This is a genomic window from Streptosporangium sp. CA-115845 (genome assembly GCF_050943795.1).
Taxonomy (GTDB): Bacteria; Actinomycetota; Actinomycetes; order Streptosporangiales; family Streptosporangiaceae; genus Streptosporangium.
The window spans coordinates 7,628,390-7,644,527 of the sequence record NZ_CP191988.1 but is presented as its reverse complement, the minus strand read 5'-3'; the positions used below and the strand labels follow the sequence as shown (position 1 = coordinate 7,644,527).

Below are 16,138 nucleotides of genomic sequence, written 5' to 3'. Positions count from 1 at the left end.
CCCCCAGCTAGCACGGTGCCGGATCTCCTCGCCGTAATCGAGGAGATCCGGCACCCCCCATCCAAGCAAATCCTCCCGAACAACGGAGACCCCCGTGGCATCACGCAACACCAACACCGATCAGCGCGTCGCCCCCAAGCCGGAATTCGGCCAGATGACCGAGGGGCAGCGCCGCTTCGTTCAGACAGCGGTCACCGCCCGCGACACCTTCTACGGAAGGTCTCGCACCCACACCGCGCGAGCCAACCAGGTCGGCGCTCGCCTCGACGAGAAGTCCCGCCAGCTTGAAGCGCTCCGCCAGGAGATAGCGCAGCTGCTCGCGGAGAAGACCGAAGATGAGCGTCTCGCGTCGGTCAACTGGGACGACTACCAGGCGCACGAGGACGCTCTGAAGCAGCTCGGCGCGCAGGTGCCGCCGCCGCAGGACCCTCAGGCGTATCCGCTGAACGGCTCCCAGGGGAGCATCCACGAACACGCGGACGCGTTCGGTTCCCCTATCGATCAGCCCGCCGATGGGTTCTGCAACTACTGCGGAAAGCCGGTGTGGAAGCACCCGGACGGCAGTCTCCGGCACGCGTTCAACGGCGTCATGTGCAACCCGGAGGACCCGAACTCCACGAACGCCATGATCTCGCCTTCCGGGAGCGAGGCCGTCGCGTGACCCGCTGGAAGGCGTTCTGTATCGCCTTCTCCTCAGTGGTCATGCGCCGCGGCCAAGGACGCCACCACCCCGCCCGGACCGCGCCGGCTGTTTCGGACGACGCCGCCCCGATCCCCGCCCTCCCCCGTAACCCCTACCCGCAGGAGCCCACCCCATGAACAGCCCTCGCGTCCCCGACGACCTCGACATGATGCTTCTCCTCGCTGACGCGATGGGCGGAGGCGACGTGTCGTCCGCGATCGAACGGCAGGAGAAGCAGGCCCAGCGTGAACTGGTCAACTCCACTGTCATCCCGACCGAGATTCTCAGCGGCTCCGAGGAGGAGTTGACCGCACTCGGTTTCAAGCTCGGCGCCGTGGTCGAAGGTGACCCGCTGTTTCGCCACGCCGAACTCCCCACCGGATGGAAGCGGGAAGGCTCCGACCACGCCATGGGGTCGTACATCGTTGACGAGTTGGGGCGTCGCCGCTGCTCGGTGTTCTTCAAGGGGGCGTTCTACGACCGCAAGGCGCACCTCGGCATCACCTCCGTGTACGGCTACCTCAGCGATTGCTTGTACGAGGATGCGGCGCCGGTCCTCGATGACTCGTGGGCGACCCGTGAAGTCGTTCTCAAGACGCTGGGGGAGATCCGCCAGAGCGAGCAGGAGGGGGTGGACCGGTGGGCTGGTGGGTCCGAGTCCTACGCCGCTGAGTACGAGGCGGAGCACCGCGAGAAGCTCGCCAAGATCGAGGCTCTCCGCTCGTCCTTCGCTGAGCAGACTCCCGGCGGTGCCGCATGACCGTCTCCCCATACGCCCGTACATGGCCGCAGAGACTCGCGGACGGAGCCCCCTTCCTCGGCGGCGCCGTCCTGGCTGTGGGTGAGGCATCGTGGGCTGACCCGCTGTGGATCTCCCTCCTGATCACCGGCGTCGGCTTCGGCCTGATCGGCTTCGGGCTGGAGCATTGCGCCCGCTACCGGCGTCAGCGGAACACCTACCGGCGCCTACTCGTGGGCGCGATCCGCGACTGCGCCCAGCACGAGGGGCGGGACGACCGGTTCGAGCACCTGCCCGGCGATGTCGTCGCTGAGGCGTTCCACGTCAACAAGGAGAACCGCCGTGGCTGACCGCCGCCTGCGCATAGGCCGCTTCTCGATCTACGTGGAGCCCCGTGACATCTGGGTCGGCGTGTACATCGCCCCCGCCGCCGTCTACATCTGCCCGCTTCCGCTGCTGGTCTTGAAGTGGGATCGGAAGGGAGACCGCCGTGGCTGAGTCCCCTGGCCTCGATGCCCTCACCGCTGGATTCCGCGCCGAGATCGGTCCGCCGGTGGAGGAGCTCAACGCCCTCAACGTGCCTGCGGAGCGGATGGCGGTCAAAGACCTGCTGTGGTCCGTGGAGTGGCTGCGCGCCGAGCGGGAGCGGCATCGTGCCGCCCTGGTCGCCCTGGTTCGCAAGGTCAACGAGGACCAGGCGCCCGCCTACTACGAGCACCTGGTGCCCGCCGACGTCATCGCGGAAGCACTCGACACCCCCACCGCGACGGAGACCGACTGATGTCTGAGCCCATGCCCGCGTCTACGCGAGATGCCATCCGCGCCCGCCGGGACGCCGCCGCTGAAGGCCCGTACGAGCCTGAGTGGGACTCCTGCGACTGCGACGACCCTGCCCAGTGCGGGCTAGGCCACCGCTGGGTTCATGCCCTTCGCCTGCCTGAGCCGCACACACGCAACCACGAGGGCAAGGCGCACCCATGGGAGTTCCTCTACTCCGAGATGGGCCAGTTCACCCCGGAGACGGTGCTGTTCTTCGCCGCCGCCCGCCAGGACGTGGGTGATCTGCTCGCCGAGGTGGATCGCCTCACCTCCGCTCTGGAGGAGTCCCGCCGTGACACTCACTGCGCCCGCACGGACTACTCCCTCGCCCGCACCCGCGCAGACAAGGCCGAGGCCGAGTGCGACCGGCTCCGCGTCGAGCTCGACACCGCCAGGGCCGCCATGAGCAGGGCGCTGGGCGAGGCCGAGCACGAGAACGCGGTCTTCCTCCTGCACCGGTACCTGACCGTCTTCCCTGCCACCACAGGGGAGGGGGAGTGACCTTCTCCAAGCTCCGCGCCGTCGCCTCAGCGGTATCGGCCAGCGCGAAGGCCAGCCCCCGTGTCTGGCAGCCGGTTCTCGCCGCAACGGTCTACGGCCTCACGATCACCTGCTCCGGCCTCCTGTACGGCACAGCGGGCGTGTTCATCGCCTGGGTGTGCTTGGGAGTGGGTGCAGCGCTCGGGTTCGTCGCCGGCCTCGATTTCGACCGCACCCAGCGCACCGGGCCATGGCGTCGCCTGGAGCGGGAGTGCGCCGAGCAGGCCGAAAGGCTCGCCCTGGTCGAGGCACAGAACGTCTCTCTGCAGCGTCTGCTCGCCCAGGCGAAGAAAGACCTGGTGTTGGCGACCCAGACCAGCGAGGGCCACTACGCGGAGATCCTCCGCCTCCGCGCGGCAACAGGGGAGACGCCGTGATCACCCTGTTTCCGTACCTCGTGTTCGGCGCCGTGATGTTCCTGGTCGGGTTCGGCTGCTGCCTGGCCATGGTGCTGGTGTGGCATCTCCTGCAACACCTCCGAGAGCTGCCCCGCCCTGCTGAGGCCGCCCAGGCCGATCTCTGGGACGACGCGCTACGGGACCTGACCGCGAGGGAGGGCCGTTGAGCGCCTTGCTCCTCGGCGCCGCGGTGTTGGCGGGCGGCTTCCTAGCCGCCCGCCACCTCGGCACCCTCACCTCCGCTGACGACCTGCACGACGTGTTCGACGACGACGACCTCGTACTCGGCGGACGCCTCACCTACGTACTCCACGACGAAGCCGAAGACCTGATGAAGGGGGAGGGGCGTTGACCCTCACGTTGATGGACTGGTTCTGTGGCGCCGGCGGATCCTCCCAGGGAGCGCACGCCGTGCCCGGTGTTCACGTTGCCCGAGCCGCGAATCACTGGGACAAGGCCATCGAGTCCCATGCCAGCAACTTCCCGCAGGCTGACCACTACAAGGGCGACATCCGTGACGCGCCTGTTGAGAACTGGCCCGCCTGCGACATCTTCTGGGCGTCGCCGGAGTGCACCAAGTGGAGTCGGGCCCGCGGGAAGAAGCGGGACTTCCACAACACCCGCCAGGTGGAGCTGTTCGCCAAGGAGAAAGTGATCACGGGCAAGGCCCTTGCCGAGGAGATGCAGCGCCAGCGGGAAGAGGAGGAGCGCTCCCGTGCGCTCATGGATGAGGTCCCGAAGTACCTCGAAGGTGTGCAGCGCCGCGGCGGTCTGGTCCTCGCCGGTGTCGTCGAGAACGTCATCGACGAGCGCGAGTGGGACGAGTGGTACCGCTGGCTGGCCGATATCCACATCCTCGGCTACCGGACCCGTGTGATCGCGCTCAACAGCATGCACGCCCAGCCCGCCCGGATGCTGATCGCCCCGCAGTCCCGTGACCGCCTGTACGTGGCGTACTGGCACCGTTCGCTGGGCCGTGATCCGGACTGGGACAAGTGGATCCGCCCTCAGGCGTGGTGCGGCAAGTGCGAGGAGATGGTCGCCGCGGTCCAGGTGTTCAAGCGGCAGGGCGCGGACATGGGCCGCTACCGCCAGCAGTACACCTACCGGTGCCCTCGGACCTCGTGCCGTCACGCCGTGGTCGAGCCCGCGGTTCTGCCGGCCGCGTACGCGATCGACTGGAGCATCGCCGGTAAGCGGATCGGTGACCGGGCGAAGCCGCTGGCCGAGGCGACGATGGAGCGGATCCGCGCCGGCATGGAACGGTACTGGGCGCCGCTCCTGACCCCGGCGGGCGGAACGTGGCGGGACGGCGCAACCCCGGTCACCTCGGTGATGCCGACCCGCACCACGACCGAAAGCGATGGCCTTGCGGTGCCGCCGCTGTTCGTGCCCGTCGAAGGACGAGACGGCAAGGTCGCCAGCCTTGCGGTTGAGCCGATGCGCACCCAGACGACCCGTAACGAAACTGGGCTGGCGTGGCTGCCGTTCATCACCGAGCTCCGCGGCGGCGGATCCGATGCCCGATCGGTCGCGGACGCGTTTGCTGCGTTCTGCGCTGCTGGCCAGCACCATGCTCTCACTGCCCTGCCTGCCCAGTCTGGTGAGCACCTGCTGGTGCCGTACTACGGCGAAGGTGAGGCGTATCCGACGAGCCGCCCGGTGGGCGCGTTCTCTTGCCGGGACCGGTTCGCTCTCGCCTCTCCGTCGGTGGACATCGAGGACGTTCTGTTCCGCATGTTGGAGCCGCACGAGATCGGCCGCGGCATGGCGTTTGCCTCTGATTACGTCGTGGTGGGCAACAAGCGGCAGAAGGTTCGCCAGTACGGCGGCGCTGTCACTCCTCCCGTGGGGGAGGTTTTGGTGTCAGCGCTGGCTGAGTGCATCACGGGTGAGGACCTGGATCGCGGGTTCACCACGGCGCTCGCGGGAGTGGCGTGATGACCCGCCCGTACTGCTGCTCCCTCGCCGAGTGGGAGGGCAACGCTGCTGAGCACTCCCGGACGTGCCCTGAGATGCCCGCTGAGGAGGCTACGGATGTCTGAGACCGCCCTGACGCTCCCTGGGGGCGCTGTGAGCGTCGCCGCCCTGGTCGCCGCGGAGTACGCCTCCCACGCGGACCATACCCGGCAGCGGTTCGCCCAGGATGCGGCTCGCACGTTGCTCGCGATGCGGCCCGCGGTGCATGACGAGGCCACCAACGCCTCCGCGGCGGCCCTGGACGCTGCCGCCCGGGTGGTGCTGATGCTCGCCGGCCTGGACACCGGACAGGGACGGACTGGCTCGGACGCTCTCGCGGAGGTGGACCGTGACTAGTTGGAACATTTCCTCTCTCAGCCTGCAGATCGGCACGTGCACCACATGCGGCAAGAAGTCATACGGGACCCGCAGTGCCGCGAAACGAGCTGGTCGAGCCCTGCACCCGGATGCGTGTATGCGCGCCTACCAGTGCGGCGTCTTCTGGCATCTGACGAGCTCTCCCCGCAAGCAGCAGGGAGGCAGCTGGTGAGCGCGAAAGCAGGAGTCGCCCGAGAGGTCCGTGACCGGCCCAGCGGAGCCGGGTGGGGGTGGCAGGACAACGCTTTATGCCGAGGTGAATCCCTCGCCTTGTTCTTCGGCGCCGATAAGGAGCGCCAGCCCGAGCGTGACATCCGCGAACGCCAAGCCAAAGAGATCTGCTCGCGGTGCTCGGTCCGCACGGAGTGCCTCAGCTACGCCCTGTCCCGCCCGGAGCGGCACGGCGTCTGGGGCGGATTGAACGAGGAAGAACGAGCCTCCGAGCGTCGCCGTGAGGCCCGCCGAACCGCGCCCACCCCGCCCACCTCGCCCGCGCCGCGCAAGCTCAGCAAACGCGACGCCGACCTGTACCGGGCGAGCATCCTGCTCATGGACCGCCGCAAGCTCACCTTGGCCGTGGCGGCTAAGCAGCTCAAGGTGAGCGAGCGCGACCTGCGGGCGCTCCGCCGGCGTGGCCGCCAAGCGCACCGTGTGGAAGCGCTACTGGAAGACGGCGCCGAGATCGTCGAGCAGGGCCACACGTGGAAGCAGGCCGCTGAACGTCTCGGGGTGAGCCCCAAGCATCTACGGCGGCTGCGTCACGATGCCCGCCGAGACCTGGCGGAGGTGACCCAGTGATCTACCGGGTGCTCGTCACCGGCGGCAGGGCGAGGGCTGCCGGGATCGAAATCATGGAGGTGGCCGCGTGACGCCGTCCCAGCTGATTGCGGCGCAAGCCGAGCACATCCTCGCCTTGACCAGAGAGAACACACGGATGCGTGCCGCCTTGGAACAGATCGCTCACACGACCATGCAGGCGCCGCTGAACCGGCTCGCCCACCAGGCGCTCGGCCACGAACCGAACCCCTACACGGTCGAGCTGCTCGCGGACATCGAGAGCGATCGGAGGATCGCGTGAGTAGCACCCGAGACGTGAACCGGGTCTTGCAGGACGCAGAACGAGCCGGGTTGAAAGTCGAGATGCGTGGTTCGAAATGGCGGGTGACGAACGCCGAGACCGGCGGTCAAGCCTTCGTCCCAACTAAAGGCGCCGGCCGGAGCCTGGCGAACATCCGCGCGGAGTTGCGGCGCCTTGCTGAGCCGCCGGCGCCGATGGCCGCCGCAGTGAAGCCCGCCCAAGTGGAGGAGGAGTACGACGTGGCGATGCCTGTTGAGGAACTGCTGGGGCTCGCCGCGAAGCAAGGTGTGCGGGCGGAGGTCCGCGGCGGGGTGCTGGCCGTGTCCGGGCCGCTCGACGCTGAACCATTGGCCCGCCTGCTGCGGGACCGATCTGTTGAAGTTCTCGCCCATTTGAACCCTCCGACTGAGGAACCGCCCATGCCGAAGATCAGCGAGATAGCCAGCGTCGCCGGAGACCTCCCCGTGCGGGACGTGGCCGCTGATGCGCGGCGCCTCTGGCAGGTCGTCCGTGGTCTCGCCGCCACCCAGGAGCATCCGCCGGGGCAGAACGCCGGAGCTCAGGGGGCGATCTGGCACGGCGCTCTCCTGCGAGTCATGAAAGAAGCGTTCGCTGACTGGGACAACGACTGGCGCCGCGACGTCTCCACCTACCTGGAGAGGTCCAACCACATGAAGTGCCAGTCCAAGTCAGCTTCCCCGCCGGTGTGGTGGGTGCGAGAGGAGTGGAACGACGGGGGACTGACAGTGACGAAGACCGCGGCCAAGACGCCGGCGAAGGCCGCACCCAAACCGAAAGCGCCACAGCCCGCACCCGTCGTGGCCGTGGACCTCGGGAACGCCGCAGACCCGTTGACGATGCTCCAAGCCGTCGCCAAACGCATCTCCGACGCCGAAACCCGAGCCGACGACGCCGAACTCATGAACGCCATGCTGGAGGAAGAACTCGTCAAAGTCCGCGGGGAGCGAGACGAGTACAAGGCGCAGCTTGACCAGTTCCGCGACACGTTCCGAGTCCTCGCAGGAGGCGGAAAGTGACAAACCATCACTGGGAGCAGGAACGCCGTGCTGTCGAGGCTCTCGGGGTGCGCCCGGCCACTGCTCGGGTCTGCCCGCGGCTGGTCGCCGGCAAGCGGTGCCTTGCCTCGAACCGGCCGTGCGCGTGTCTCCCGTATCACCACCTGCTTGACCACGGTCGGATCTGGCTTGACCAGGAAGGCCGCTACGTTCTCACTGGCGAACCGTACGAGATCGACGACCACAACCTCGGTCGCTTCACCGCGGACATGGCCGAACTCGGGCTGCAGGTCAGCGTCAAGCCCAAGAGCGAGTCGTTCTGGTACCCCGGCCACACCTTCCTGATCGTGATCACGCGGAAAGGCGAGGTGGCGCGGAAGCCGTCGCCGAACGTCGACTCCGGCCACGTCTCATGGGAGGTCATCGAAGAGACCGTCAAGCAACGCTGGGGCGGAGAGCGCAAGCACCGCAACGCCCGGGAGCGGGGCTACAGCATCCCCTCACCGACTGGCGGACACATGACTCTGGAGGTCAAGCTCCGGCCGCGCTGGTGCTCGCTCGCCGTGGACCGGTGGCGGACCACTGACCGGCAAGAGGAGCCTTCCCGAGCATGGTTCGAAGAGCACGCCTGGCCTGTGGTCCAGAAGGCGGTCAGGGAGAAGGCGGGGGCCGGACATTTGCCGGGCGGAGGCGGATCTTTCTCGTCAGCCTCCCCGATCAACCGCTCCGACCTTCTTGATCTCCTCATCGCCTGGGTCGACGCGGAACTCACCTGGGGAAAGCCCGCGGACTCAGCGGAGACGGCCGGCGAGGTGTCTCCGTGACCCTGTCAGGAGTCAGCAGAACCAGGGGAGGCGGAACGAGGCGCCAGCCGTCTGAGGTTGCTTCGACCTCAGTCGTCGAAGAGGTCGCTGAACTCGTCTTCCGGGAGCCCGAGCTGCTGCCGGGTAGGGCGCTCTGGCCGCTCTGCTCCTGCTCGGCGCAGATGCCAGCGGATATAGGCGTTGATCACCTGCGCCCGGTTCGTACCCATCTTTTGGGCCGCCGCGTCGAGGTCTGCCCAGTCGGCGTCATCGACGCGGACCGACCGGTGCTGGGTGCGGGGCTGGTTAGGCACGCCTCCCAGTCTGCGGGGTGTACGTGCAGTTTTCAAAATAGCCTCCCTTTGGTGTACGTACACCAGAGTGTAAGGTGTACGTACACCCGGATCAAGGGAAACCTTGACCAACGGTGCTATTTGGCAACCCCTGAAACGCTAAGAGGCCAGGTGGAACGCACTCTCCCCGCACATCAGACCTGCCACCACAAGACTTTCCGCCTCACCTGCGAGCAGTACGAAGCGCTGATCGCAGAGTCGGAGAACGAGTGCATGGCCTGTGCTACGCCCGCGAGCAAGACCTCCTTGGGGAAGCTCGTCATCGATCACGACTACGACCACGGCAAGTGGGCGGTTCGCGGGCTGATCTGCGGTAGCTGCAACAGCCTGTTCGTGCACGGCGTCGAGGCTCCGTACTGGGCACAGCCGTACCTCACCGATCCGTGGTTCCTGCGCGAGGTTGCCCGGCTGGGGCTGTCGCCTGACCTGCCGCCCGAGCCGGGCCGTGACGCCTGCTTCCGTGACTTCGACAACCACATCTGGTTCTTCGAGGACGGCGCGTGGCGCTGGGCGTGGAAGAGGTCGCTTCGCCTTACGTGGGCGGAGCTCTTCAAGCGGTTCGGGCCGATGGGCCTCACCCTGGCAGACCGTGGCGACCTCGTTGGCTCTCGGGCCTACAAGGCGTACCTGCAGATGCGCGCCTGGCGGCAGGAGTCGGAGGCCGATGAGCCGCCCTTCTGATCGTGAGCCTGCCCGTTCGGGCGGGCTCATCCCATAGCCCCACCCCCTGCTCACCAAGAGGAGACGGCGCAACATGCCGTGGTTCAAGGTCGACGATGGCTTCCACTGCCACCCGAAGGTTCTCCGGGCTGGCAACGAAGCTGTCGGGCTGTACGTCCGCTGCGGTGCGTACGCCGCCCAGCAGCTCACTGACGGGTTCATCCCCGAGCACATCGCCCTGCTCTACGGCAGCGACTCGCTCGCGGACACGCTCGTCAAGGTGGGGCTGTGGCGCCGTGCCCGCGGAGGCTGGCGGATGCCCGACTATCTCGACTACAACCCGTCCAAGAAGCAGGTGCTTTCCGAACGGGAAAAGACGCGGGAGCGGGTGCGTAAACACCGTGAATCCGCAGGTGGAAAGCAGAAAAGTAACACCGTTACTAACGGCGTTAGTAACGGTGTTGGTACGGCTGCCCCGTCCCGTCCCGTCCCGTCCAGTCCCGAAGGGACTAGGACGGATACAGGTAGTCAGTCGTCTTCTCGCCGTACTGCGCGAGGCAATGACGACGACTCGATTGATCTTCAAATTGTTGAACTCCTCGCCGACCGCACCGGGTCAGAGATCAGCGCCCTGTGGGCGACTCAGGTCCGGCAGAACATCCTGACCGGCCGCAACGTCCGCCCCGGTGCCCGCATGGCGTACGTCATCAAGGCGATCAGCGAACGCCCTCACGACTTCCTGCCGCCCGTCGACTCCCACGTCGGCGAGCGTCCCCCGATCCAGGCCGCCCCCGAGTGGTGCGGCTACTGCGACGCCCATGACCGGCGAGTCGAACTCGCTGACGGCACTGTCGCCCGCTGCGAGATGTGCCACCCCCTCGTACGGAGGACCGCATGACCAACGATCCCAACCTCGATGAAGACACCCGTAAGGCCGTCGCCGCACTCGCCTCCCGGGTCCGGTTGCGCGACGCGGCGCTGCGCTGGTCGAGCCCGCGGCACCGTGGCGCTGACCCGTCCCGGCATGCGGATGCTCTGGCTGAGGCTCGCGCCCGGTGTGTGGACGGGGCGGCGAAGCTCAAGGCCGCGGAGCAGGCCGCCGTGGACGCCACGTTCGGGCAGGCGGCCGAGTGAACGCTGAACTCGCTGAGCGCCTCGCCGCTTTGGAGGCGGAGCGGATGCGCCCTGAGCGGCCGGACCCGCGTACGGAGCCGGTGTGGGCGGATGACTTCCGGGCGCTGCTGATCATCCTGGCTCGGCTTCTGGTGAAGCCCGGACCACCTGACCCGAAAGATCACGAAGCTGAGGAGGTGCGCTGATGCCCGTTCGCCCGGAGAACAAGATCCGCTACCCGGCTGACTGGCGGGCGATCAGCGACCGCATCCGTTTCGACCGCGCCGGCGGCCGGTGTGAGTGCGTCGGCGAGTGCGGCGAAGACCACGGCGGCCGGTGCGTCCAACGCCACGGTTTGGAGCACACAGAGACCGGCTCCCGTGTGGTGTTGACCACCGCCCACCGTGATCACCAGCCGGAGCATTGCGACGAAACGAACCTGTTCGCCGCGTGCCAGAAGTGCCATTTGCGCTACGACGCCGACCACCACCGGGCCAACGCCGCCCGGACTCGGGAGGCGCGGAGGACGGCCGGGATGGACCCGCTGTTCGAGCTGGCGCCGCTTGGGTCGCCCGCCCCCGCCCTGCAAGATCACGAAGCTGAGGAGATGTCATGACCGCCCTCGTCCTCCGCGGCGACGCCCGCCACCTGCCGCTCCCCGACGCCTCCGTCGACCTCATCATCACGAGCCCGCCCTACTTCGGCATGAGGTCATACGTCGACGGCGACGAGCATTACTCCGGCCAGATCGGCGACGAGTCGACCCCGCGGGAGTACATCGGCAACCTGCTCGACTGCACTCGCGAATGGGTGCGCGTCCTCAAGCCGGAAGGCTCCCTGTGGATCAACCTGGGGGACGCCTACTACAGCGGCAAGGGTGCGCCGACCCAGCCTGATGTCAAGTCCGTCGCCCGCCGCCCAGGCGTGCGAGCACTCGACCGGTCAGGGCTCGGCTTCCCTCGAAAGTCGCTGCTTGGCCTGCCCTGGCGCTACGCCATCGCGTGCATCGACGAGCTGAAGTTGACGCTTCGGGCAGAGGTGATCTGGGACAAGCCCAACGCCTTGCCCGAAGGGGTCACCGATCGGGTACGGCGCTCCCATGAACACTGGTTCCACCTGACAAGGCAGGCACGGTACTTCGCCGCCATCGACGACATCCGGGAGCCTGGCAGCGGCTACATGCGCCGTCCCGGCGCGACTCGTGAAACCCCTCCCGGACAGCGGCGCCGCGCGATGGCTGACACCGTCAACCCGCTGGGCGCCCTGCCGGGCAGCGTATGGAAGGTCGCCACCCAGCCCTTCAAGGCTCCCGACGAGCTGGGCGTGAACCACTACGCCGCCTTCCCGATGGAGTGGCCGCGCCGCATCATCCGCGGCTGGTCACCCGCCGGAGGTCTCGTCGTCGACCCGTTCGGCGGCACCGGTACCACCGCGCTCGTCGCCGCGGCGCTCGGACGCCGCGGCGTCACCGTCGACCGGTCCGCCGATTACTGCCGCATCGCCGCCTGGCGCACCACCGACCGCGGCGAGCGTGCTCGTGCTCTTGGTCTTCCCAAGCCGCCTCCGCAGGTTGCGGGACAGGCTGACCTGTTCGGCGAGGTGGTCGCATGATCCGCTGCATCCGAGCGGTCTTGGACGCTTCTCGACCGCCTGTGACCGGCCCCCAGGTTGGGGACAAGCCCGCCTCTGACCCGAAGGAGCATCCGTGACCACCCCCGAGGGACACGCGGGCGGGATCGCCCTCACCCACATCAAGCCCGTCCCCGGCGGACACGAGGCGGACGAGTGCAGGGCGGTGAGCAAGCACGGGGACGTGTGCGTCCGCCCGAAAGAGCACACGGGCCTGTGCCGGTCCGGGGTGGGGCGCAAGCACGTGTCCTCGCCCGAGAAGGCCGGAAGGCCTTGGCACTGGTACCGCGCCGCCGAGAAGACCGCGCCTGCGGATGTCGCCCAGGCCGCCGATTTCGAAGAGCACGACGATGGCGCCTGCACCCGTTGCGGCGATGCCGAGGGCGACATCTGGCCGGTTCGCGGACGGCCCGGCTACTTCTGCCGGGCCTGCGCGATCCAGCTCACCGACCGGGATCCCGAAGGCGGACCGGCCCCCACCTCTGACCTGAAGGAGTTCTGATGTCCATCTACGCCCCGCCGAGCACCGCGATGATCACCGAACCGGTGCTTGTCCTGATCCTGCACTGCTCCCGCTGCAACAAGCCGTTCACGGACTACGAGACCGCATCGATCGTGTACTGGCCGACCCGCGAGATCGCCGAGGCCGCCTTCGTGGGAGACGGGCCGGACGGCTGGGCAAAAGTCGGCGATCGGTACCTGTGCGACGGCTGCTGGCACCGCAACCGGGACAACGCTGCGGTTGAGGCTGGTCCGCTGCGGGCGATCGACGACGTCGTAGCCATCCGGGAGCGGGCGGGGTACGCGTCCTCGACCGAGATCGGCGGGCTGGTCGAGGAGGTGGCTCGCACTGCCCGCGCCTGCCAGGACCACGCCCGCAACGTCGACACCCTCGCGGAGATGACCCGCTCGGCTCTCGTGGCCGCCCACCGAGACGGCGCGGACGCCGGAATCCGGGCCTTGTGCGAGCAGGCGGCGATGGTGCCGGAGCTCTTCGACGGCTTGGACCTGCCGCACTTGTGCGGCAACTGCGAGGGCGTCGATCCGGAGACCTGCCTCAACCGTCCTCGCGTCTCGGGGAGTCGTGCGCCGGGTGGGGTTGGTGGGGCGGACGAGGATGCCCCGAGAAGGCCCCTGGAAGCCACTGAGAGCGTCTCGCAGCGCTAGAGCGGCCTCGGCTTAGGGGGAACGGTGTGCGGCCTTCTGTGTCGATTTGAGCCGCACACCAGTTTGAAAGATCACCAAAACCTGGAACTCCAGCTCGGAAAGAGGCGCCATGACCACCCTCGCAGACCTTGACAAGGTCGTTCTCATCGACTTCCGCACCGGCGCCGTCACCGTCGTCACCCTCTGCTGGCAAGACGTCCGCCGCCTCGTCGCGACCGCCGAGGACGCCAACAGCCACGATCCCGACACCACGCTGTTCGCGCTGGCCAGCATCCGCGACGCCCGCGTCACCGAGGTCTACCTCGATGCGGCAACGATCGCCCGGATCACCGCTGACGCGCTCGCCGCCAAACCTCACCCCGCCCTGTAACCCCTGACAGCCAACCCTGACAAGGAAGATCACCATGGGTAGTTCGCCAACCGGGGTCCTCGCCTACGGCTACGCCCTCGGAGGCGCCGGCGGCTGGAACATCAGCGAAGTCGACGAGTACGACGGCATCGACCCCGCCAAGGTCACCTGGTACGACGACGATGACGAGGAAGACGACTTCACGAAGCAGGCCGAAAGGCGCCTGCTCGACGCCTCCGGGTTCACCGAGACCTACGAGGACGGGCATGAGGGCTACTTCGCCCGCGAGCGTGAGGCGAAGGCCCGTCTGGGCGTGGAGTTCTACGGCCACGGCTACGACGAGGGCCAGGTGTACGCCCTCGTGACGAAGACCATCACCGTCGACTGGGGCGAGTCGAAGGTCCTCGATCTGCCCGCGCTGCTCGCGGAGCCCGCCGAGAAGGGGTGGGACGACAAGCTTCGCGCTGCGCTGACGGCCCTCGGGATCACCCCCACGCAGGAGCAGCCCGCCTGGCTCCTGTGCACCTACTACGGCTGACCCACACCTCCCAACCTCTGAAAGGTCCGACTCACGTGTCCGACAACCCCAAACTCCTCACCCCCGGCGAAGTCGCCCGCCTTTTCCGTGTCGATCCCAAGACTGTGACCCGGTGGGCACAGGCGGGCCGTATCGACTCGATCCGCACCCCGGGCGGGCACCGCCGCTTCCGCGAAACCGACGTTCAGGAGCTGCTCCGCGGGCCATCCGGGGAGGCGCTGTGAAGGTCACCGACGGCATGCTCGCTGCCACGTGGGAGCGCCTGACCCGCCTCTGGGACACCCCGGACACCACACCCCGCATCGAACCCGTAGACCCGCCCGCGGACGTCCTGGCCGCCATGTCAGCCCCACCCGTCGACCCGGACCCGCCGACCGCCTGCGACCTCACCGGCGGCGAGATCGAGCCGACCCCGCTCGTCGGCTACCGGGGACAGATCGAAGACGCCGAGTGCGCAGTCCTCGATGACCTCGCCGCGCGGATCGCTGGCGGCATGTCGCCGCTCGCTGCCGCCCGCGACAGGTTCGCCCGACCGTGATCCCCTTCCCCGCCGACGACGAGGCCCCGGCTGCGCCCCGCTTTACCCGGTGCAGGGCGTGCCGGAAGCCGTTGAAGGCCCGCAAGTGGCAGGAGCTCGGCTTCGGCCGGTGCTGCGCGAGACGCCTCGGCCTCCTGCCTGCGGCGGGTCCTCGGCTGGTGCGTCTCGCCCGGGTGCGTGCCGGCGGGGACGTGGAGGGGCAGGCGGACCTGCTCGCGGAGGAGGAGGGGGAGGAGTGACGGGCTATTCGGCGGTCTCCCCGTTGTCGGCTTGTGCTCGACGTCGCCGCCACGCGCGCACCTTCTTTTCGACGTGTGTGCGTACGTCTTCGGTGGGCGTGGTGCCTTCGTCGGCGCACGCCTTTTTGAAGTCTTCCCAGAGTTCCGGGGCGAAGCGGAACGCCTGGCGCGGGTTGCCTTTGGTGGGCATGGCGGCTCTCTCCTTGTCGCGACACCCTGAAGGTAGCACGCTGGGGATTTGGGTGAAAGAAAGGGTTGCGGGTGTCGCGCCACCCTGGCAGTATGGGTGTCGCGCCACCCGTACTGCTTCCTCCCAGCTAAGGAGCGCTAAATGACCGCCACCGCCCCCCGCACCCGCCTCGGCTCCAACCTCGCCAGCCTCCGCGCCACCGCCCGCCCCAACAAGCTCATCGCGGAGCTGGCCGACGCCGCCGCCAAAGCCGCTCACATCGCCGCCGCCGACCGCGCCGCCCGCCTCGCGGTCGCCCTGCTCGCCGAGGGCAACACCGAGACGGCGGCCCTGCTGTTCAAGTCCGCCATCGAGCACCGCGCCGCCGCCTGACGTTGCGATCGGGGCTCCTACGGGAGCCCCATCCGCACCACCCCGCCTCGACGAACTGGAGCCCCCGATGACCGACCTTTACACCGCCAGCCCGTTCGACTCCCTCGTATTCAGCGACGCTCTCACCGCCCGCCTCCTGGAGAAGCTCGCACCCGCCGCCGCCGCTGACCTTCGGGCGACGCTGCCGCCGCCGCTGCTCAAGCAGGTCAACGACGCCATTGAGCGCCACGCGTGGCGTCACCGGTGGTGCGAGTGCTGCCACGCCTGACCGGTTGATCCGCGAGCCGCTCCGCACTTCCGGAGCGGCTCGCAGAACACCCGACCAGACGCCCACCCTTCAAAGGAGAAGCGATGACGAGCACGACCTTCCGTATCGGCCAGCGCGTCCGTACCACCGTTGACGCCCCCGCCGCCTGGCCCGGCGCCTTCTCCGCTCCCGCCGGGACGCCCGGCACGATCACCGACCTGCACGACAAGTGGGACAGCTACGGCGTGCTCCTGGACGGAGACCCGGACAACCTCCCTGCTTCCTTCCGTGCCGACGAACTTGCGCCCCTCAACCTCTGAACGGAGAACCG

Annotated in this window: 33 protein-coding genes; 31 read left to right on the top strand and 2 right to left on the bottom strand. The window is 68.1% G+C overall.

What is annotated here, in order from left to right; translation table 11 throughout:
* Positions 1–94 precede the first annotated feature (94 nt).
* The 15 genes from ACQP0P_RS36640 to ACQP0P_RS36570 all read left to right on the top strand — a co-directional run bounded on the left by ACQP0P_RS36640 (position 95) and on the right by ACQP0P_RS36570 (position 8,433).
* Positions 95–661 (top strand): hypothetical protein, encoded by a 567-nt coding sequence (locus tag ACQP0P_RS36640; RefSeq protein WP_433364267.1) that lies wholly within the window; start codon positions 95–97, stop codon positions 659–661.
* A gap of 154 nt (positions 662–815) precedes the next feature.
* Positions 816–1,442, top strand: coding sequence for a hypothetical protein (locus ACQP0P_RS36635; RefSeq protein ID WP_433364264.1), 627 nt, complete (start codon positions 816–818; stop codon positions 1,440–1,442).
* Positions 1,439–1,771, top strand: a complete 333-nt coding sequence (locus ACQP0P_RS36630) for a hypothetical protein (RefSeq protein WP_433364261.1) — start codon at positions 1,439–1,441, stop codon at positions 1,769–1,771. Before ACQP0P_RS36635 ends, ACQP0P_RS36630 begins: the two co-directional genes overlap by 4 nt.
* A complete protein-coding gene (locus ACQP0P_RS36625) occupies positions 1,764–1,919 on the top strand; it encodes a hypothetical protein (RefSeq protein WP_433364258.1) in 156 nt (51 codons plus the stop codon). The genes ACQP0P_RS36630 and ACQP0P_RS36625 overlap by 8 nt, the downstream gene beginning before the upstream one ends.
* A complete protein-coding gene (locus ACQP0P_RS36620; protein ID WP_433364255.1) occupies positions 1,912–2,202 on the top strand; it encodes a hypothetical protein in 291 nt (96 codons plus the stop codon). The genes ACQP0P_RS36625 and ACQP0P_RS36620 overlap by 8 nt, the downstream gene beginning before the upstream one ends.
* A complete protein-coding gene (locus ACQP0P_RS36615; RefSeq protein WP_433364252.1) occupies positions 2,202–2,741 on the top strand; it encodes a hypothetical protein in 540 nt (179 codons plus the stop codon). Before ACQP0P_RS36620 ends, ACQP0P_RS36615 begins: the two co-directional genes overlap by 1 nt.
* Positions 2,738–3,157: a hypothetical protein gene (locus ACQP0P_RS36610; RefSeq protein WP_433364249.1), complete on the top strand. Its 420-nt coding sequence runs from the start codon at positions 2,738–2,740 to the stop codon at positions 3,155–3,157. Before ACQP0P_RS36615 ends, ACQP0P_RS36610 begins: the two co-directional genes overlap by 4 nt.
* Positions 3,154–3,345, top strand: a complete 192-nt coding sequence (locus ACQP0P_RS36605; RefSeq protein ID WP_433364246.1) for a hypothetical protein — start codon at positions 3,154–3,156, stop codon at positions 3,343–3,345. The genes ACQP0P_RS36610 and ACQP0P_RS36605 overlap by 4 nt, the downstream gene beginning before the upstream one ends.
* Positions 3,342–3,530: a hypothetical protein gene (locus ACQP0P_RS36600; protein ID WP_433364243.1), complete on the top strand. Its 189-nt coding sequence runs from the start codon at positions 3,342–3,344 to the stop codon at positions 3,528–3,530. Before ACQP0P_RS36605 ends, ACQP0P_RS36600 begins: the two co-directional genes overlap by 4 nt.
* Positions 3,527–5,119 carry a DNA cytosine methyltransferase gene (locus tag ACQP0P_RS36595; RefSeq protein ID WP_433364240.1) on the top strand — a complete coding sequence of 531 codons (1,593 nt, stop codon included), beginning with the start codon at positions 3,527–3,529 and terminating at the stop codon, positions 5,117–5,119. Before ACQP0P_RS36600 ends, ACQP0P_RS36595 begins: the two co-directional genes overlap by 4 nt.
* Positions 5,120–5,215: 96 nt before the next feature.
* On the top strand, positions 5,216–5,494 hold the full coding sequence (locus tag ACQP0P_RS36590) for a hypothetical protein (RefSeq protein WP_433364237.1): 279 nt from the start codon (positions 5,216–5,218) through the stop codon (positions 5,492–5,494).
* A gap of 189 nt (positions 5,495–5,683) precedes the next feature.
* On the top strand, positions 5,684–6,313 hold the full coding sequence (locus tag ACQP0P_RS36585; RefSeq protein ID WP_433364235.1) for a WhiB family transcriptional regulator: 630 nt from the start codon (positions 5,684–5,686) through the stop codon (positions 6,311–6,313).
* 67 nt (positions 6,314–6,380) lie between these two features.
* Entirely contained in the window at positions 6,381–6,593 is a 213-nt protein-coding gene (locus ACQP0P_RS36580; protein ID WP_433364232.1) for a hypothetical protein, read from the top strand.
* On the top strand, positions 6,590–7,630 hold the full coding sequence (locus ACQP0P_RS36575) for a hypothetical protein (RefSeq protein WP_433364229.1): 1,041 nt from the start codon (positions 6,590–6,592) through the stop codon (positions 7,628–7,630). The genes ACQP0P_RS36580 and ACQP0P_RS36575 overlap by 4 nt, the downstream gene beginning before the upstream one ends.
* Positions 7,627–8,433: a hypothetical protein gene (locus ACQP0P_RS36570; protein ID WP_433364227.1), complete on the top strand. Its 807-nt coding sequence runs from the start codon at positions 7,627–7,629 to the stop codon at positions 8,431–8,433. The genes ACQP0P_RS36575 and ACQP0P_RS36570 overlap by 4 nt, the downstream gene beginning before the upstream one ends.
* A gap of 68 nt (positions 8,434–8,501) precedes the next feature.
* Here the strand turns inward: ACQP0P_RS36570 and ACQP0P_RS36565 are convergent, their stop codons facing one another.
* Positions 8,502–8,726 (bottom strand): hypothetical protein, encoded by a 225-nt coding sequence (locus tag ACQP0P_RS36565; protein WP_433364224.1) that lies wholly within the window; start codon positions 8,724–8,726, stop codon positions 8,502–8,504.
* Positions 8,727–8,876: 150 nt separating this feature from the next.
* Between ACQP0P_RS36565 and ACQP0P_RS36560 the strand changes: the two genes are divergently transcribed.
* The 13 genes from ACQP0P_RS36560 (at position 8,877) to ACQP0P_RS36500 (ending at position 14,998) form a co-directional block, all read left to right on the top strand.
* Positions 8,877–9,446, top strand: coding sequence for an endonuclease domain-containing protein (locus tag ACQP0P_RS36560; protein ID WP_433364221.1), 570 nt, complete (start codon positions 8,877–8,879; stop codon positions 9,444–9,446).
* 73 nt (positions 9,447–9,519) lie between these two features.
* Positions 9,520–10,323: a hypothetical protein gene (locus ACQP0P_RS36555; protein ID WP_433364218.1), complete on the top strand. Its 804-nt coding sequence runs from the start codon at positions 9,520–9,522 to the stop codon at positions 10,321–10,323.
* On the top strand, positions 10,320–10,559 hold the full coding sequence (locus ACQP0P_RS36550; RefSeq protein ID WP_433364215.1) for a hypothetical protein: 240 nt from the start codon (positions 10,320–10,322) through the stop codon (positions 10,557–10,559). Before ACQP0P_RS36555 ends, ACQP0P_RS36550 begins: the two co-directional genes overlap by 4 nt.
* Entirely contained in the window at positions 10,556–10,744 is a 189-nt protein-coding gene (locus ACQP0P_RS36545; RefSeq protein WP_433364212.1) for a hypothetical protein, read from the top strand. The genes ACQP0P_RS36550 and ACQP0P_RS36545 overlap by 4 nt, the downstream gene beginning before the upstream one ends.
* Positions 10,744–11,154: a hypothetical protein gene (locus ACQP0P_RS36540; RefSeq protein WP_433364209.1), complete on the top strand. Its 411-nt coding sequence runs from the start codon at positions 10,744–10,746 to the stop codon at positions 11,152–11,154. Before ACQP0P_RS36545 ends, ACQP0P_RS36540 begins: the two co-directional genes overlap by 1 nt.
* A complete protein-coding gene (locus ACQP0P_RS36535) occupies positions 11,151–12,149 on the top strand; it encodes a DNA-methyltransferase (protein WP_433364206.1) in 999 nt (332 codons plus the stop codon). The genes ACQP0P_RS36540 and ACQP0P_RS36535 overlap by 4 nt, the downstream gene beginning before the upstream one ends.
* Positions 12,150–12,243: 94 nt before the next feature.
* Positions 12,244–12,669, top strand: coding sequence for a hypothetical protein (locus ACQP0P_RS36530; RefSeq protein ID WP_433364203.1), 426 nt, complete (start codon positions 12,244–12,246; stop codon positions 12,667–12,669).
* Positions 12,669–13,334, top strand: coding sequence for a hypothetical protein (locus ACQP0P_RS36525; RefSeq protein WP_433364201.1), 666 nt, complete (start codon positions 12,669–12,671; stop codon positions 13,332–13,334). The genes ACQP0P_RS36530 and ACQP0P_RS36525 overlap by 1 nt, the downstream gene beginning before the upstream one ends.
* 109 nt (positions 13,335–13,443) lie before the next feature.
* A complete protein-coding gene (locus ACQP0P_RS36520; RefSeq protein WP_433364198.1) occupies positions 13,444–13,704 on the top strand; it encodes a hypothetical protein in 261 nt (86 codons plus the stop codon).
* 34 nt (positions 13,705–13,738) lie between these two features.
* Positions 13,739–14,221 carry a hypothetical protein gene (locus ACQP0P_RS36515; protein WP_433364195.1) on the top strand — a complete coding sequence of 161 codons (483 nt, stop codon included), beginning with the start codon at positions 13,739–13,741 and terminating at the stop codon, positions 14,219–14,221.
* A gap of 35 nt (positions 14,222–14,256) precedes the next feature.
* Complete coding sequence (locus ACQP0P_RS36510; RefSeq protein WP_433364192.1) at positions 14,257–14,445, top strand: BldC family transcriptional regulator; 189 nt, start codon at positions 14,257–14,259, stop codon at positions 14,443–14,445.
* A complete protein-coding gene (locus tag ACQP0P_RS36505; RefSeq protein ID WP_433364189.1) occupies positions 14,442–14,759 on the top strand; it encodes a hypothetical protein in 318 nt (105 codons plus the stop codon). The genes ACQP0P_RS36510 and ACQP0P_RS36505 overlap by 4 nt, the downstream gene beginning before the upstream one ends.
* Positions 14,756–14,998: a hypothetical protein gene (locus ACQP0P_RS36500; RefSeq protein ID WP_433364186.1), complete on the top strand. Its 243-nt coding sequence runs from the start codon at positions 14,756–14,758 to the stop codon at positions 14,996–14,998. Before ACQP0P_RS36505 ends, ACQP0P_RS36500 begins: the two co-directional genes overlap by 4 nt.
* 4 nt (positions 14,999–15,002) lie before the next feature.
* Here ACQP0P_RS36500 and ACQP0P_RS36495 read toward each other — a convergent pair whose 3' ends face one another.
* Positions 15,003–15,188, bottom strand: a complete 186-nt coding sequence (locus tag ACQP0P_RS36495; RefSeq protein WP_433364183.1) for a hypothetical protein — start codon at positions 15,186–15,188, stop codon at positions 15,003–15,005.
* A 141-nt stretch (positions 15,189–15,329) separates the two neighbouring features.
* Here ACQP0P_RS36495 and ACQP0P_RS36490 point away from each other — a divergent pair, with 141 nt between their 5' ends.
* From ACQP0P_RS36490 to ACQP0P_RS36480, 3 genes are all read left to right on the top strand, one after another.
* Positions 15,330–15,560, top strand: a complete 231-nt coding sequence (locus tag ACQP0P_RS36490; RefSeq protein WP_433364180.1) for a hypothetical protein — start codon at positions 15,330–15,332, stop codon at positions 15,558–15,560.
* 67 nt (positions 15,561–15,627) lie between these two features.
* Positions 15,628–15,828 carry a hypothetical protein gene (locus ACQP0P_RS36485; RefSeq protein ID WP_433364177.1) on the top strand — a complete coding sequence of 67 codons (201 nt, stop codon included), beginning with the start codon at positions 15,628–15,630 and terminating at the stop codon, positions 15,826–15,828.
* A gap of 83 nt (positions 15,829–15,911) precedes the next feature.
* The gene (locus ACQP0P_RS36480; protein WP_433364174.1) at positions 15,912–16,127 is read left to right on the top strand and encodes a hypothetical protein; all 216 of its coding nucleotides are present in this window, start codon (positions 15,912–15,914) and stop codon (positions 16,125–16,127) included.
* Positions 16,128–16,138: the final 11 nt, after the last annotated feature.

Bases quoted from the DNA above. Each gene is read 5' to 3' on its own strand.
- ACQP0P_RS36635 (WP_433364264.1), top strand. From the start codon at position 816: ATGAACAGCCCTCGCGTCCCCGACGACCTCGACATGATGCTTCTCCTC.
- ACQP0P_RS36630 (WP_433364261.1), top strand. From the start codon at position 1,439: ATGACCGTCTCCCCATACGCCCGTACATGGCCGCAGAGACTCGCGGAC.
- ACQP0P_RS36615 (WP_433364252.1), top strand. From the start codon at position 2,202: ATGTCTGAGCCCATGCCCGCGTCTACGCGAGATGCCATCCGCGCCCGC.
- ACQP0P_RS36590 (WP_433364237.1), top strand. From the start codon at position 5,216: ATGTCTGAGACCGCCCTGACGCTCCCTGGGGGCGCTGTGAGCGTCGCC.
- ACQP0P_RS36555 (WP_433364218.1), top strand. From the start codon at position 9,520: ATGCCGTGGTTCAAGGTCGACGATGGCTTCCACTGCCACCCGAAGGTT.
- ACQP0P_RS36550 (WP_433364215.1), top strand. From the start codon at position 10,320: ATGACCAACGATCCCAACCTCGATGAAGACACCCGTAAGGCCGTCGCC.
- ACQP0P_RS36540 (WP_433364209.1), top strand. From the start codon at position 10,744: ATGCCCGTTCGCCCGGAGAACAAGATCCGCTACCCGGCTGACTGGCGG.
- ACQP0P_RS36535 (WP_433364206.1), top strand. From the start codon at position 11,151: ATGACCGCCCTCGTCCTCCGCGGCGACGCCCGCCACCTGCCGCTCCCC.
- ACQP0P_RS36525 (WP_433364201.1), top strand. From the start codon at position 12,669: ATGTCCATCTACGCCCCGCCGAGCACCGCGATGATCACCGAACCGGTG.
- ACQP0P_RS36520 (WP_433364198.1), top strand. From the start codon at position 13,444: ATGACCACCCTCGCAGACCTTGACAAGGTCGTTCTCATCGACTTCCGC.
- ACQP0P_RS36515 (WP_433364195.1), top strand. From the start codon at position 13,739: ATGGGTAGTTCGCCAACCGGGGTCCTCGCCTACGGCTACGCCCTCGGA.
- ACQP0P_RS36495 (WP_433364183.1), bottom strand. From the start codon at position 15,188: ATGCCCACCAAAGGCAACCCGCGCCAGGCGTTCCGCTTCGCCCCGGAA.
- ACQP0P_RS36490 (WP_433364180.1), top strand. From the start codon at position 15,330: ATGACCGCCACCGCCCCCCGCACCCGCCTCGGCTCCAACCTCGCCAGC.
- ACQP0P_RS36485 (WP_433364177.1), top strand. From the start codon at position 15,628: ATGACCGACCTTTACACCGCCAGCCCGTTCGACTCCCTCGTATTCAGC.
- ACQP0P_RS36480 (WP_433364174.1), top strand. From the start codon at position 15,912: ATGACGAGCACGACCTTCCGTATCGGCCAGCGCGTCCGTACCACCGTT.